13 protein-coding genes are annotated in these 13,501 nt (G+C 50.6%); 1 reads left to right on the forward strand and 12 read right to left on the reverse strand.

From position 1 onward, the window contains the following. Positions 1-34: 34 nt before the first annotated feature. On the forward strand, positions 35-1,897 hold the full coding sequence (locus tag ACS5NO_RS18280) for a histidine kinase dimerization/phosphoacceptor domain -containing protein (protein WP_439416491.1): 1,863 nt from the start codon (positions 35-37) through the stop codon (positions 1,895-1,897). Here the strand turns inward: ACS5NO_RS18280 and ACS5NO_RS18285 are convergent. The 12 genes from ACS5NO_RS18285 to ACS5NO_RS18340 form a co-directional block, all read right to left on the reverse strand. After that, positions 1,894-2,790, reverse strand: coding sequence for a DUF3078 domain-containing protein (locus ACS5NO_RS18285; RefSeq protein ID WP_439416492.1), 897 nt, complete (start codon positions 2,788-2,790; stop codon positions 1,894-1,896). The two genes, ACS5NO_RS18280 and ACS5NO_RS18285, sit on opposite strands and share 4 nt — an antisense overlap. Positions 2,791-2,826: 36 nt before the next feature. Next, entirely contained in the window at positions 2,827-3,654 is an 828-nt protein-coding gene (locus ACS5NO_RS18290; protein WP_439416493.1) for a mechanosensitive ion channel family protein, read from the reverse strand. 234 nt (positions 3,655-3,888) lie between these two features. Beyond that, entirely contained in the window at positions 3,889-4,500 is a 612-nt protein-coding gene (locus ACS5NO_RS18295) for an RNA polymerase sigma factor (RefSeq protein ID WP_439416494.1), read from the reverse strand. 201 nt (positions 4,501-4,701) lie between these two features. Continuing rightward, on the reverse strand, positions 4,702-5,535 hold the full coding sequence (tsf, locus tag ACS5NO_RS18300; RefSeq protein WP_439416495.1) for a translation elongation factor Ts: 834 nt from the start codon (positions 5,533-5,535) through the stop codon (positions 4,702-4,704). Between the two features lie 166 nt (positions 5,536-5,701). After that, a complete protein-coding gene (gene rpsB / locus ACS5NO_RS18305; RefSeq protein ID WP_138992527.1) occupies positions 5,702-6,544 on the reverse strand; it encodes a 30S ribosomal protein S2 in 843 nt (280 codons plus the stop codon). Between the two features lie 84 nt (positions 6,545-6,628). Further along, positions 6,629-7,015, reverse strand: coding sequence for a 30S ribosomal protein S9 (gene rpsI, locus ACS5NO_RS18310; protein ID WP_114407663.1), 387 nt, complete (start codon positions 7,013-7,015; stop codon positions 6,629-6,631). A gap of 85 nt (positions 7,016-7,100) precedes the next feature. Further along, positions 7,101-7,550: a 50S ribosomal protein L13 gene (gene rplM / locus ACS5NO_RS18315; protein ID WP_114407664.1), complete on the reverse strand. Its 450-nt coding sequence runs from the start codon at positions 7,548-7,550 to the stop codon at positions 7,101-7,103. 126 nt (positions 7,551-7,676) lie between these two features. Next, a complete protein-coding gene (locus ACS5NO_RS18320; protein WP_439416496.1) occupies positions 7,677-8,021 on the reverse strand; it encodes a hypothetical protein in 345 nt (114 codons plus the stop codon). Between the two features lie 45 nt (positions 8,022-8,066). After that, positions 8,067-9,284: a phospho-N-acetylmuramoyl-pentapeptide-transferase gene (gene mraY / locus ACS5NO_RS18325; RefSeq protein ID WP_150877847.1), complete on the reverse strand. Its 1,218-nt coding sequence runs from the start codon at positions 9,282-9,284 to the stop codon at positions 8,067-8,069. Between the two features lie 127 nt (positions 9,285-9,411). Then, a complete protein-coding gene (locus tag ACS5NO_RS18330; RefSeq protein WP_439416497.1) occupies positions 9,412-10,866 on the reverse strand; it encodes a UDP-N-acetylmuramoyl-L-alanyl-D-glutamate--2,6-diaminopimelate ligase in 1,455 nt (484 codons plus the stop codon). Between the two features lie 31 nt (positions 10,867-10,897). Further along, positions 10,898-13,078: a PASTA domain-containing penicillin-binding protein gene (locus tag ACS5NO_RS18335; protein ID WP_150877843.1), complete on the reverse strand. Its 2,181-nt coding sequence runs from the start codon at positions 13,076-13,078 to the stop codon at positions 10,898-10,900. Continuing rightward, positions 13,075-13,476, reverse strand: a complete 402-nt coding sequence (locus ACS5NO_RS18340; protein WP_114407669.1) for an FtsL-like putative cell division protein — start codon at positions 13,474-13,476, stop codon at positions 13,075-13,077. Before ACS5NO_RS18340 ends, ACS5NO_RS18335 begins: the two co-directional genes overlap by 4 nt. Between the last annotated feature and the right edge of the window lie 25 nt (positions 13,477-13,501).

Here is a 13,501-nt window from a genome sequence, read left to right on the forward strand (position 1 = left end):
TTGAATTTGTTGCTCGATGTTATTTCCTGTATCCATGAAAGGGTTTCTATTTCTCTGTGCGGTTTTCCTTTTTCTACAACAGACTTACGCTCAGCCCACTTTACCTACCGCTTACGACAGCCTGAAAGCCCAACTAGCATCTAAACCGGATACGGTTCAGATTGCCAACTACCAGAATTTTGCCGAAGAGATGCTCCGGAAAGGTCGGGTGGGCGACTCCCAAACCGCTCTGTCAGAAGCACTGTCCATCGCCGAAAAAAAACAGGATGAGCGCCAGATCAGCAAAGTGTATGAATCATTCGGCCGTCTGGAAATTGACCAGGGAAACTTTGCTCAGGCCCTGAATCATTTTCAGAAGGCACTGGATTATCTCAAAGACTCTCCGGCTCTCAACCAGCGAATTTTGATCTTGCTGCGCATCGGCCAGACCTATTTTTTGGCCAATGACCTGAAACAAGCCGAAAACTATTACCGCCAGGCTTGGCAGTTAGCCCGCCAGAACAATCGGGCGGTTTTGATGGCCGATGCCTATTCTGAACTGGCTAACCTGGAAGACACCCGGAAAAATTCCCGGAAAGCACTCGCCTATAATGCCCAGGCCATTGCCATTTACCAGGCCAATGGTGAGGACTACACGGCGGCTCTCTTTAACCGCGCCATCGAATACAAGAATGCCGGGCTCTACGCCGAGTCGGAGCGTATTTACCGCCAATGCCTGAAACACGCCGAAGAACAGAAAGATGAATATCTGAAAGGTTATGTGTACGTCAACCTTCCCAACACCCTTTTGCTGCTCAACCGGCCGGATGAGGCCGAAAAATACGCTCAGTTGGCCCTGAAATGGAGCGAAAACGGCCCGGAACGGCTAAAATTGCGGGAAGAGATTTTTGATATTCTCACCCGCATCTACGAAAAACGGGGGCAGGACCGGCAGGCACTGGCCTATTACCGCCAAAAAACCATGTACCGCGACAGCGTCCTGAATGCCGACAAAGCACGTCAACTGATTATGGCTGAAAGTCGCTACCAGGCACGGGAAAAAGAAAGCCAAATCCAAAAACTCGATGAGGAAAATACCCAGAAAGCCCAGCAATTGGGCTGGCTAAGTGCCGGTTTGGTGATTCTGGTAGGGTTAACGGCACTCTTGTTCTGGCAATACCGTACCATCCGGCGTACCAACGCCCGACTCACGGAGAGTAACCGGGTAATTTCGGAAAGCCACCAGAAAATTTCGGAACAGTCGAAGCAATTGAAAACGTTGCTGCGGGAGTTGAACCACCGGGTCAAGAATAACCTGGCCATTGTCTCCAGCCTGCTCCGGCTGCAATCGAAACGACTGGAAGATGAGGGAGCGGTTCAGGCGGTTCGGGCCGGACAACAGCGGGTGGAAGCGATGGCACTGATTCACCAGCGGCTCTACATGACCGACAATGTGTCGGCCATCAACATCAAAGAATACATTACCGATCTCTTCGATGGTCTGTTACTGGCCTATGGGTTTGATAAAGCGAACTTTGATCGGGAGTTGCTCATCGAGCAGGAAGAACTGGATGTCGACCTGTCGGTGTTGCTCGGCCTCATTCTGAACGAAATCCTGACCAATGCCTTCAAATATGCCTACGAGCACGTTTCACGGCCCTTTCTCCGCATCCGGCTGGCCGCCCACTATTCCAACGAACCGAACGTGGTGCGACCCCGGCTCACGCTGGAAGTGCAGGACAACGGCCGGGGTCTGGACCTCCGGCGGTGGGAACGCCCCAATAGCTCATTCGGCAAACGATTGATTACGTCGCTGAGCGAACAGGCCGGTGGCCAACTGGAGGTCAGCAACCGGAACGGGACATATTACCGGTTGGTGATTCCGCCTTTGTACAGAACCGGATCGGAGGCTGCCTAAAACGAGTACAAAAACCCGATGGCCAGCCCCTGGCTATACTGAATGGCATTGTCCTGGTCTTTGTCGTACAGGACAATGCCGGTCAGATTCACATTGACGTACTTGTTGACTTTGGCGGTCAGGGAAATATCAAGCCGGTGATCGATGGCGTTCAGGGTTGCGTAATTGGCAAAAAGCTGATACCGGGCTTTCAGGTTCAGATTTTCCATCAGATTACGGTCAAAATTGGCAATGAGCTGGAAGGCAAATTCATTTCGAACATTTTTGCCGGGAGCAACACCATAGCGTGATGGTTCTCCAATCGTAATGGCATCATCGGTTACGAAGGTCTGCCGGATGGTTCCCAACCCGAATTGCAGATTGAAATAGGTCGTGGGTTTATATTCCAGCCCCACGGATTCGGTCAGGTAAGCCGGAGCGAAAAAATTGGAGATCAGCACGTTCCGCTCACCACCACCGGGCAGTTGCTCATAGCGGTATCCCGTGGCAAACTGCGACAGGAAGTTGAGGTTACCAAATGCCAGCCAAACCGGGCTTAATCGATGTCCCACTTTGGTATCCAGAAAAATGCGATCGACATTTTTGCGGGAATCCTGGTTCTGGTTTTTAACGATACCATACTGCAACTGCACTTCGCTCGTCCAGTTGAATCGGCGCTGCATGTAGTCGGATTTGGCATTGAAAAAGGCTCCTAATGCGATCGAATTGACGCCCCCTCCCTTCCAGTTGCTACTGAAGGATCCTTGGTTTAAATTGATCCCGGCTTGCGCCGACCGTTTCCAGTACACCGTATCGATCGGAACGACCTTGATGGAATCCAGCCGGGTCGGTTTTTGGGCCATAGCGCCGACACTCCAGCCCAGTAAAAAGAGGAGAAAAAAAGCGGTTTTCATTACGCAAACAGGTTGGTGGATAACAAGCGGCTAAAATTAATCAAATACCTCAACGTTTTGTGATTGAAGGCTTTGCAGGGGAATAACCGTAACGGTGGCGCCGGTTTGGAGTGTCAATGACGTATTATCCATGCGGATAATTTGCCCTTTCGTATCGCCAACCCGGATAATTTGCCCTTCGTAGAAGCGGTTCTTACTGTAGAAAGACGACAGGATGTTGGCCATGACGTCGCGCGAGGCCATGCCGTAGCCGATGGCGAAAGCAAAAATAACGCCCCCAATGAGCAAATTGAAGCTTGATTCCAGCAGTTCGGTGTTGATACCGGCCTGACCTAAGGCACTGATGAGGGTTATGATGAGGAAGAAAAAGAATACAATCATGCCCAGCAGCTTTCCGGACGCAATATTGAACGATTGGCAAAGCGTGACTACGGCCCCTTTCAGTGCATCAGCCACCAGTACACCCACCTGTAACATGATGGCTGCGGCAATCAGGCGGGGAATGAAGTCGACCAGTGATTTGACCATTTCCGTAATGGCCGAAACCCCGAGCGTTTCGGTGGCAGCCATCAGGAAAATCAGCAATACGAAATAGTACAGAATCTTGGCAACGATTTCGCTCAGCTTGATTTCCGTTTTAAGCCGTTTAATGAAATCGATTTCCGTGAGCCGATCCCCAATGCGGTTAAAGCCGACGCGCGCCAGGAGTTTCGACACCAGGATTGACAAGGCTTTTGCCACCCCAAATCCTACCGCAATGATAAAAGCTGCGCCGATAATGCGGGGAACAAAATCGATAAACTGGGTAATGAGGGTGGTAAAGGTATTGATTAAAATATCAATGAACGCTGGAATCCGATCCATGGCACGGTCTGCTTTGTTACGGTTGTGGAGTTCTACTGGGAAGCTTAATAACGGATACCAGGGCTGATGCTACGTTAAATAAATCATCGACGTAAACTTCCACAATGGAGAGTGAATTACGAATCAGATCAATCTCCGAAATGAGTTCTTCTTTTACATTGGGTGGACAGGTATCCGGGAGTTCTATTTCTTTGAAAACGTTGTAAATCGATTCCATCGGGTTCCTTTATCGTCCTACTTATCAAATTTCGTCCACGCCACGAATTTGGCGACCAACAGCGTCAGGAAGATCAGCGTTTCCAGATACCGCTTTTTCAGTTTTTCCTTCGCCCGTTTCAGTCGCATTTTCACGGCACTCTCGCTCAGGTTATGAATGTCGGCAATCTCTTTGATGCTCACTTCATCCTGGTATTTCATCAACAGCAGGCTTTGTTCCTCCATCGTCAGATAGGCCAGCGACGACTTTAGCCGGCTGGCTTCCATTTCAATCAAATCTTCATCGGCATCGTCGTCCAGCCAGTCCATTTCGTCATCCACCGGTACTTCGGCTTTTTTCCGATTGTTGCGCATCTGATCGGTGCAATAATTGTAGGTGATCGAAAATAACCAGGTTGAGAAGCGGGACTGCTCTTTAAAACTGCTTAGTCGCATGATTAACCGTAGAAAAATGTCGTGCGTGAAATCTTCCGCCTTCACGGGATCTTTCGTAAACATCAGACACTTTCGGTAGACCTTGTCACTGTACCGACTGTAGAGGTGTTCAAAGTAGCGGTTACTTTGATTATCGACATACAAACGAACCAGTTCTTCGTCTGTCATCCGCTTTACTTCCAACGACGCAATCATTCTATAAGACGCTTAAAAGTGATAAAGTAATGCTTCCCGGTTATCTCTGTGGCAAAAGGCACCCTACTTGTTACTGAATCAGCCCATAAATGACTTGAATGTACAAATAAAATCAAAAAACAGTATATATCATAAAAAAAAGTCCGATCGAATAGACCGGACTTTCTGTACTAAAAAAAAATTGGATACGACCCACCAATCTTAGCCGATCGCGATGCGCTTGAAAGCCGCAATGGTTAATCCCTTGCTGGTTTTTTCGAGCAACTGAGCAATCGTTACGGATGAATCTTTGACAAACTCCTGGTTCAGCAGCGTGTTGTCTTTGTAGAATTTTTGCAGTTTACCCATCGCAATTTTTTCCAGCATGGCTTCCGGTTTTCCTTCCGCCCGTGCCTGATCCTTACCGATTTCGATTTCGCGCTCAACGATGCTCGAATCAACACCGTCTTTGTCGATGGCAACGGGTTTCATGGCTGCAATCTGCATGGCGATGTCTTTTCCGACTTCGGATACATCCGTCGTACCGGCGTTATTCAGACCCACCAGCACGCCCAATTTACCATTGGAGTGGTTGTAAGCCACCACCTGTTCGGCCGTTACGACCTCATAGGCTGTCACATCCAATTTTTCGCCAAGTTTACCGATCAGATCGGTAATGTGTTCCTGCAAAGAACGCCCGTCGCCTTGGGGCAATGCCAACAGTTCTTCTTTTGTAGCCGGTTTAGCCGCTACGGCGTTATCCATCAGGGCCATGGCCAGGTTCTGGAAGTCAGCCACTTTCGAGACGGGTTCGGTTTCGCAGGCAAAGCCAACGACACGACCGGTTTTGCCATCCGGGCTCACGTGCGTCAGAACGACTCCTTCGGAAGTAGTATTGTCGGCCCGCTTGTTGGCAATTTTCTGACCCTGCTTGCGCAGAATGTCTTTTGCTTTTTCAAAATCGCCATCGGCTTCGGTGAGCGCTTTTTTACAGTCCATCATACCGGCGCCAGTTTCCTGCCGGAGTCTGTTAACGTCTTGTGCGGTAATAGCCATTGTTTTTTTATTAATTGTCTGTTATCAAGTTCGTTACTGTCATTTGGAAGGCACTGTTTCAGGCTGCGGCATCCTGTACCTAATCTCCTGAAACGGAATAGCCCATAGCGAGGCTACGGGCTATCCGAATATATTAGTATGGCAACATGGTTGCTCCCAGATAGTCTTAATCCTCCTGCTCTTCTGCTTCTTCAGCGACAACCGGGCTGATTTCATCTTCCGCATCAACAGCCGTTTCGCCTTCGGCCTTCGCTGTTTTTACGTCTTCAGCACGTTTTGCTTCTTCTTCTTCCTGCAAACGCTGATCGTCTTTATCCTGTTTACGCTCCAGAAGGCCCTCTTCGATGGCCTTTCCAATCGCCAGGGTAATCAAACGAATCGATTTGTACGCATCGTCGTTTGCCGGGATTGGATAATCAACATCGCTCGGGTTTGAATTGGTATCGCACATGGCGAAAACCGGGATACCCAGGCGTTTTGCTTCAGCGACGGCAATGTGCTCGCGCTTTACATCCACAATAAACAAAGCGGCTGGCAAACGCGTCAGGTCGGCAATACCGCCTAACACACGCTCCAGTTTCTCTTTCTCACGGTATACTGTCAACCGCTCGCGTTTCGCGAGACTTTTGTACGTTGCCTCATCCTTCATCATTTTCTCGATGCCCTGCATCTTCTTCAATGACTTCCGGATCGTGGCAAAGTTGGTCAGCATACCACCCAGCCAACGGTCGGTTACGAACGGCATTTTTAGCCGGCGAGCCTCTTCCGTGACAATTTCCTGCGCCTGTTTCTTGGTGGCAACAAACATCACCTTGCGGCCTGAACGAACGATGCCTTTCATCGCAGCCGCAGCTTCGTCGATCGACGCCAGCGTCTTGTTCAGGTCAATGATATGGATACCGTTTTTCTCCATGAAGATATACGGTGCCATACGGGGGTCCCATTTCCGGGTAAGGTGGCCAAAATGCACACCTGCATCCAGAAGATCTTTGTACTCTACTTGTGCCATTTTAAAATAAGAATGAGAAATAAAAATTGTGAATACGCAGCACCACCCATCGGCATCAGGCAAGTGTGGTCTGGACGAAAACTATTAACGTTTCGAGAACTGGAACCGCCGGCGAGCCTTGGCGCGACCGTATTTTTTCCGTTCTACCATGCGCGAGTCACGAGTCAGAAAGCCTTCTTTTTTCAAAGCCGGCCGAAACTCGGGGTTGATCTCACACAACGCACGGGCAATCCCCATCCGGGTTGCTTCTGCCTGACCGGAGATACCACCACCGCGAACGTTTACTTTCACGTCGTAGCCTTCCGGAGCATTGATGGTTGCCAGCGGCTGCTTCAGAACGATTTGCAGAACTTCCGTAGGGAAATAGTTTTTGTAATCTCTGCCATTGATAACGATGCTGCCCGTACCTATCGACAGGTATACGCGCGACACGGCTGTTTTCCGGCGACCTAATGCGTTGATTCGTTCCATTGTTTAAGATGTGAGACGGAAGACGAGAGAGAAGAGATTAACGCGTGTATTCTTTTATCTCTTGTCTATGGTCTATTCTCTGTTATTAATATTCCAGTTTAACTTCTTTCGGTTGCTGCGACGCGTGGGGGTGTTTTTCACCGGCATAGACATACAGGTTGGTGAACAACCGGCTGCCCAGGCGGCTTTTCGGCAACATCCCTTTGATGGCGTGCTCCAGAATAAAAGCCGGATTTTTCGACATCATTTCGCGGGGTGTCCGGAAACGCTGACCACCGGGATACCCCGTGTGACGAACGTATACCTTATCGGTCATTTTCTTACCGGTAAGTTTGATTTTTTCGGCATTGATGATGATGACATTGTCACCGCAATCAACGTTGGGCGTAAAATTGGCCTTGTTCTTGCCACGGATGATTTTTGCCGCCTGGCTAGCCAGCCGACCGAGAACCTGGTTTTCCGCGTCAATGACCACCCAGTCTTTCTGCACCGTCGCTTTGTTGGCCGAAATGGTCTTGTAGCTTAACGTATCCACTTGTTTATGGGAGATTATATATTGATAGACAAATACTTGCGCTATACACAAAAACTCCCGTCCAAAAACGGGAGTGCAAATATAGAGTCTATATTTCTGAAATACAAGGTCGAATGAAATTTTCAGCTATTTCAGATGTTCTTTCAACAACATTAAAATGAGCTGCTGCGTTTGTTCCATCTTCTCCAGCCGCGTTTCGACTTTGTCAAAACGTTGCTCGACCTTGTCGAAGCGCTGACGCACTTCATGCCGCGTTTCGTTTAAACCGATCGTTACAGTAGCCAACCCGTTGGCCAGGGAGTCTATTTTCTTTTCGGTACTGGTGACCCTTCGGGTCAGATCGTCCAGCCGCACGGTATGCAGGGAGACCTGGTTTACGATCATGCCGATCTGGCCCAGCATACGGTCCTGCTTAAGGGCGATGTCGGCGACCAAAGGTTCCAGTTGACCAAGGCGTTCTTTCTCGGTCATGGTTCAATTTCGTCAAAGGATTGAGGAGTTACTACTACTCTGACGTTAGCGGAGCTTCAAAGTCACCAAACTGATAACCGCTAAAATGATGGCAACGATCCAGAACCGGGTGACAATTTTGGCTTCGTGATACCCTTTTTTCTGAAAATGGTGGTGCAACGGCGACATCAGGAAGATCCGTCGCCCCTCGCCATACCTCCGCTTGGTGTACCGAAAATAACTGACCTGCATGATCACCGACACGAGTTCGACCAGAAAAATACCGCAAACAATCGGAATCAGCAGCTCTTTCCGGGTCGCCAGCGCCAGCACGGCGATGATACTGCCCAGCATCAAACTCCCCGTATCGCCCATGAACACTTGGGCCGGATAAGAATTGTACCACAAAAAACCGATGCAGGCGCCCACAAAAGCCGCGCAGAAAATAACCATCTCCCCCGAATTCGGGATATACATGATGCTCAGGTATTGCGAAAACGGTTTGTTGTTCGACAGGTACGCAAACACCCCCAGCGTCAGGCCGATGATCACGGAGGTACCGGCCGCCAGCCCGTCGATGCCGTCGGTGATGTTGGCCCCGTTGGAAACCGCCGTCACAATAAAAATAACGATGGCGACGTACAGAATCCAGGTGTATTCGTCCGGGATAAAATCGGGCAGTAAAGAGGTGTAATTGAAGTCATTGTTCTTCAAAAAGGGAACCGTAGTCGACATGGATTTGATGTCCTGATAGGCCCCGTATTCTACCTGACCAATCGACGTGTTGATCAGCCCCGGTTTGTAGACCCGGATTTTGACGTGTTCGTTAAAGTACAGCGTCAACCCAACGATCAAGCCCAGACCAACCTGCCCGACGACTTTGAACTTGCCCTGTAAACCTTCTTTATTTTTTTTGAATACTTTAATGTAATCGTCAATAAACCCGATCAGACCAGTCCAGACGGTAGAAACCAGCAGCAGAACGATGTAGACATTGGTCAGTTTGGCAAACAGCAAGGTCGGAAAAACCAGCGATGCCAGAATGATAAAACCGCCCATCGTTGGTGTGCCGCGTTTCTGCATTTGTCCCTCCAGCCCCAAGTCCCGGATTTCCTCGCCGATTTGCAGTTTTCGGAGCCGATCGATGATTTGCCGTCCATACACGGCGGCAATCAGCAACGACAGCGTAATGGCCGCCCCCGCCCGAAACGATAGATATTGAAAAACCCCGGCACCGGGGAAATTGAACTGCTGATCGAGGTACGTAAAGAGATAATAGAGCATACAGTCTGAATGGTTGAATAGCGGAATGGGATTGATGATTAGACGGTTTTTAATGGCTGGATGGCTCTAATGGTTAACCATTTAACCATCCAACCATTAAAGCCATTCATCCATCAAACCCATTCAATCATGATTGTTGAAAGGCTTCACGAAGGATCTTGCGGTCGTCGAAGTCGTGCTTCACGCCCTTGATTTCCTGATACGTTTCGTGGCCTTTGCCGGCAATTAAAATGACATCGTTGGGCTGCGCCAGTTCAACAGCCCGGTAAATGGCTTCGCGCCGATCCACCAGGGTCTGGGTTTTCTTAAAATGAAGCGGTGGTACGCCAGCCTGCATCTGTTCCAGAATGTCCATCGGATCTTCGTTGCGCGGATTGTCGGATGTCAAAATCACCCGATCGCTGAATTTACAGGCAATTTCGGCCATAATCGGACGCTTGGCGGCATCGCGGTTTCCCCCACAGCCCACCACCGTAATCACCTGCTCGTTGCCCTGCCGCAACCCCGCAATGGTTTCCAGCACATTCTGCAACGCATCGGGTGTATGGGCATAATCGACAATACCCACGATTTTCGTATCGGAAATAACCATCTCAAACCGGCCCGGCGGACTGGGCAAATCCGAAAGCTGCGTCAGCGATTCTTCAGGGTCTTCGCCCAGCAAAACAGCCGCTCCGTATACCGCCAGCAGATTATAAGCGTTGAAACGACCCGTCAGTTTAAACCATACCTCCCGACCGTCTACCTCCATTTGCATCCCAAACAAACCTTCCGACAGAATCCGGCCTTTGAACGACCCCAGCGTTTGCAGGGAATAACTTTCCTTCCGGGCGCGGGTATTCTGAAGCATTACCAGCCCCCGTTTATCATCCAGATTGGTGAGTGCAAATGCCGACGCAGGCAATTGATCGAAAAAGCTTTTTTTGGCCTTGATGTAATTATCGAACGTCTCGTGGAAATCAAGGTGGTCGTGGGTAATGTTCGTGAAAATGCCCCCGGCAAAGTGCAAACCCGCCACCCGCTGCTGCACCATCGCGTGCGAACTCACTTCCATAAAACAATGCGTACAACCGCGTTGCGTCATTTGCACCAGCAGTTCGTTCAAAGCAATGGTATCGGGCGTGGTGTGCGTCGCCGGAATAACCGTCTCGTCGATCTGGTTCTGAACCGTCGAAAGCAGGCCCGACCGGTAGCCGCGTCGCTGGAAAAGCCGGAACAACAGCGTCGCCGTCGAGGTTTTGCCGTTGGTGCCCGTCACCCCAACGAGTTTCAACTTTTTGGAAGGATGATCGTAGAAATTGGCCGCAATCAGCCCCAGCGCATAACTGCTGTCCAGAACCTGTACGTAGGTTACCTGCTCAGACCGGTTTTCGGGCATCTCTTCGCACAGAATGACCGAAACGCCCTGTTCAGCGGCTTTTTCGATAAACCGGTGGCCGTCGGTCTGCGTCCCGCGAATGGCGGCAAATAACCCGCCGGGGGCCGCCTGCCGCGAATCCATCGTCAATTTACTGACCTCGACGTTCATATTCCCGGACGTCGACTGCAAGGGTACTTTATATAATAGGGTGGTTAACTGCATAAGAACGTGGCGGAGACAGTCCGTCAGGCGGTTATCTTCCGGATTGATTTTTTTTGTTTACGGCCACCACCAGCGTGTCCGGTCGCGCACTCTGCCGCAAGGTTAGCGAGATTTTTCGCGGATTCGGCAGCGGATCGCCCGGTGGCACCGATTGGTCGATCACTTTGCCGTAGCCTTCAAAACGCACCCGAAAGCCCCGGTTTTCGAGCAGATGCAAGGCGTCCCGCAGCGTCATGCCACGCAAATCAGGAACTTTGTTTTGGGTGGTCTGGCTCACCCACTGCGTTCTTGAACCCTGCGTTTCAGTGGTCACCCAGCCGTCGGCATCGGGTTTGGCGTCCATATTCAACTCCGTACTGATGGTTCGGATGTCGTCGGCAAAACCGGCTTTGACCCCTTTTCCGGACTGACGAACGGTTTTGGAGGCAATGGCAACAGGCCGGTGCATCTGGACATCATACGCATAAATCCGGTCGGCAATCTCACGAAAAACCGGTGCCGACACACTGCCTCCGTACAGCAGATCGATGTTGGCTCCGTGGGGTGTATCGATGATGACGGCAATGCTATATTTCGGTTTTTCGGCCGGGAAATAACCGATGAATGAGGTCAGGTATTTCCCAACCTGATACCGTCCGTTGATGAGCTTCTGGGCCGTACCGGTTTTTCCGGCAAAGCGGTAATACGGACTCTGGCTTTTCTTGGCCGTCCCGCGTTCCACAACGCCTTCGAGCATTTTTTTCACCTGCCGAATGGTCGTTTGAGAGCAAATCGGTTCCTGAGCCACATACGGTTCATAATCTTTCACAACTTCGTTGGCCCGGCGAACCTGCTTGACCAGCATCGGCTGTACCCACTTGCCGTCGTTGGCAATGGCGTTGTAAAACGTCAGCATCTGCAACGGCGTCAGTTTCAGTTCGTAGCCAATGGCCATCGAGTTCAGCGACAGTTTGCTCCAGCCCGGCGACTGCGGGTTGGGAATCACGGGCATGGTTTCGCCAATCAGCCGAAGTCCACTGGGTTTGTCCAGTTTGAAACGACGCATATACCGGCAATAGGTGTCCGGGTGATTATACATATTACTGCTGCTCATCAGCAGGTGAACGCCAACGTTCGATGACTTTTCGAAAACCTGCGCGGCCGTAATGCTCCCGTGACCGCTCCGTTTGGCATCCGAAATCCGCCGGCCCCGGTACATGACGATGCCACCGCCCGTATGAACCATCTGTTCGGGCCGGATCAGTTTTTCTTCCAGCAGTGCCACGAAGGTTGGGAGCTTAAAGGTAGAACCGGGATCGCCCCCACCCGCCAGCGCATGATTAAAGTTTTCGACATACTTGCCGTCTTTCAGCGTCAGGTTCGCCATGGCCCGGATTTCGCCGGTTTCCACTTCCATGACGATCAAACAGCCCCGTTCGGCCTCGTATTTTTCCAGTCCGTGCAACAACGCGGTTTCGGCCATGTCCTGAAAATTGACATCGAGGGTCGTATACACATCCATACCCGGTTCCGGTTTGATGTCCGACCCGTCTTCAATCGGCATACGCACCCCGCCCGACAGAGATTCGACCAGGCCAACGCCGTCTTTGCCCGCCAGTTCTTTCTGAAAACTGGTTTCCAGCCCAACCAATCCTCTGGCGGTTTCAGGATTCAGGTAACCGACCGTTCGCAGGGCCATTCGTCCGTAGGGGTGATACCGCTGGTAAACCGGGTCGAATTTGCCGCCACCCAAACCACTTTTCGAGCGATCACGACGGAAAAAGGGCCATTTCTGCATGGCCAACCGCTCCTGATAGGTGATTTTTTTTCGACTGAGCAATAGGTACTGCCGTTCGTTTTCGCGGGCTTTCCGGATCATGTACGCGTATTCATTCCGCGAGCGCTCCCCGAATTTCTGCGACAACAGCATGGCGAGGGAGTCGACTTTCTTGTCAAACGAGTCGGCTTTGGCAACGCGGGGGTCGATTCCAACGTAATAATACGGTAGTGAGATCGCCAGCGGGTCTTCGTTGCGCGAATAAATATTGCCCCGCGTGGCCCGCAGGGTGTCTTTTTTGATGTGGAATTGCGTAATGCGATCTTTCCACATTCGACCGTCCAGTTTTTGAAAAAACTGAACATAAACCAGTTGCCCAATGATTGCCATAGCAAACAGGCAAATGGCCACGGAAGCCAGGGTAGCCCGGCGGAGAATGGCTTTCTTTACGTTCATGGCTGCGGCTCTTCCGGTTTAACAACGATTTTTAAAGGCGGGGTGACGGGTTCCGTTAAACCGGTGGCAATCACCTGTTTGCTGATTTCGGATTGTTTGCTGCTTTTCTTAAAGTCGGCCTGCAGCGTCATGTATTTCGCCCGCTTTTCATCGACCACGGCTTTCACCCGCTGAATATTCCGCACCAGCCGCTCCGCGTTGTGGTTGAAGCCAATATACAAAATCAGCAGAAACGAGATCCACATGATGCGATCGAAATGCTTGATCGGCCAGGCGTTGTCTTCCCCGAAAAGCCGCTCAAATCCAATGGTATTGTTCAGGTAATTTAAAAGCCGGTTTTCTCGTTTTTTCTTCACGATCGGTGCTTTTGGCGGATGTTTGTAGGTATTCTGTGCCATTATCGTTGATCAAAGTGTCTATCAT

The sequence above is a fragment of the Larkinella fluvii genome (genome assembly GCF_051857545.1).
Lineage (GTDB): Bacteria > Bacteroidota > Bacteroidia > Cytophagales > Spirosomataceae > Larkinella.

Excerpts from the sequence above, each read along its gene's own strand:
- ACS5NO_RS18280 (WP_439416491.1), top strand. The coding sequence starts at position 35 with ATGAAAGGGTTTCTATTTCTCTGTGCGGTTTTCCTTTTTCTACAACAG.
- ACS5NO_RS18335 (WP_150877843.1), bottom strand. The coding sequence starts at position 13,078 with ATGAACGTAAAGAAAGCCATTCTCCGCCGGGCTACCCTGGCTTCCGTG.
- mraY (WP_150877847.1), bottom strand. The coding sequence starts at position 9,284 with ATGCTCTATTATCTCTTTACGTACCTCGATCAGCAGTTCAATTTCCCC.
- tsf (WP_439416495.1), bottom strand. The coding sequence starts at position 5,535 with ATGGCTATTACCGCACAAGACGTTAACAGACTCCGGCAGGAAACTGGC.
- ACS5NO_RS18295 (WP_439416494.1), bottom strand. The coding sequence starts at position 4,500 with ATGATTGCGTCGTTGGAAGTAAAGCGGATGACAGACGAAGAACTGGTT.
- ACS5NO_RS18320 (WP_439416496.1), bottom strand. The coding sequence starts at position 8,021 with ATGACCGAGAAAGAACGCCTTGGTCAACTGGAACCTTTGGTCGCCGAC.
- ACS5NO_RS18340 (WP_114407669.1), bottom strand. The coding sequence starts at position 13,476 with ATGGCACAGAATACCTACAAACATCCGCCAAAAGCACCGATCGTGAAG.
- ACS5NO_RS18330 (WP_439416497.1), bottom strand. The coding sequence starts at position 10,866 with ATGCAGTTAACCACCCTATTATATAAAGTACCCTTGCAGTCGACGTCC.
- ACS5NO_RS18290 (WP_439416493.1), bottom strand. The coding sequence starts at position 3,654 with ATGGATCGGATTCCAGCGTTCATTGATATTTTAATCAATACCTTTACC.
- rpsB (WP_138992527.1), bottom strand. The coding sequence starts at position 6,544 with ATGGCACAAGTAGAGTACAAAGATCTTCTGGATGCAGGTGTGCATTTT.
- ACS5NO_RS18285 (WP_439416492.1), bottom strand. The coding sequence starts at position 2,790 with ATGAAAACCGCTTTTTTTCTCCTCTTTTTACTGGGCTGGAGTGTCGGC.
- rpsI (WP_114407663.1), bottom strand. The coding sequence starts at position 7,015 with ATGGAACGAATCAACGCATTAGGTCGCCGGAAAACAGCCGTGTCGCGC.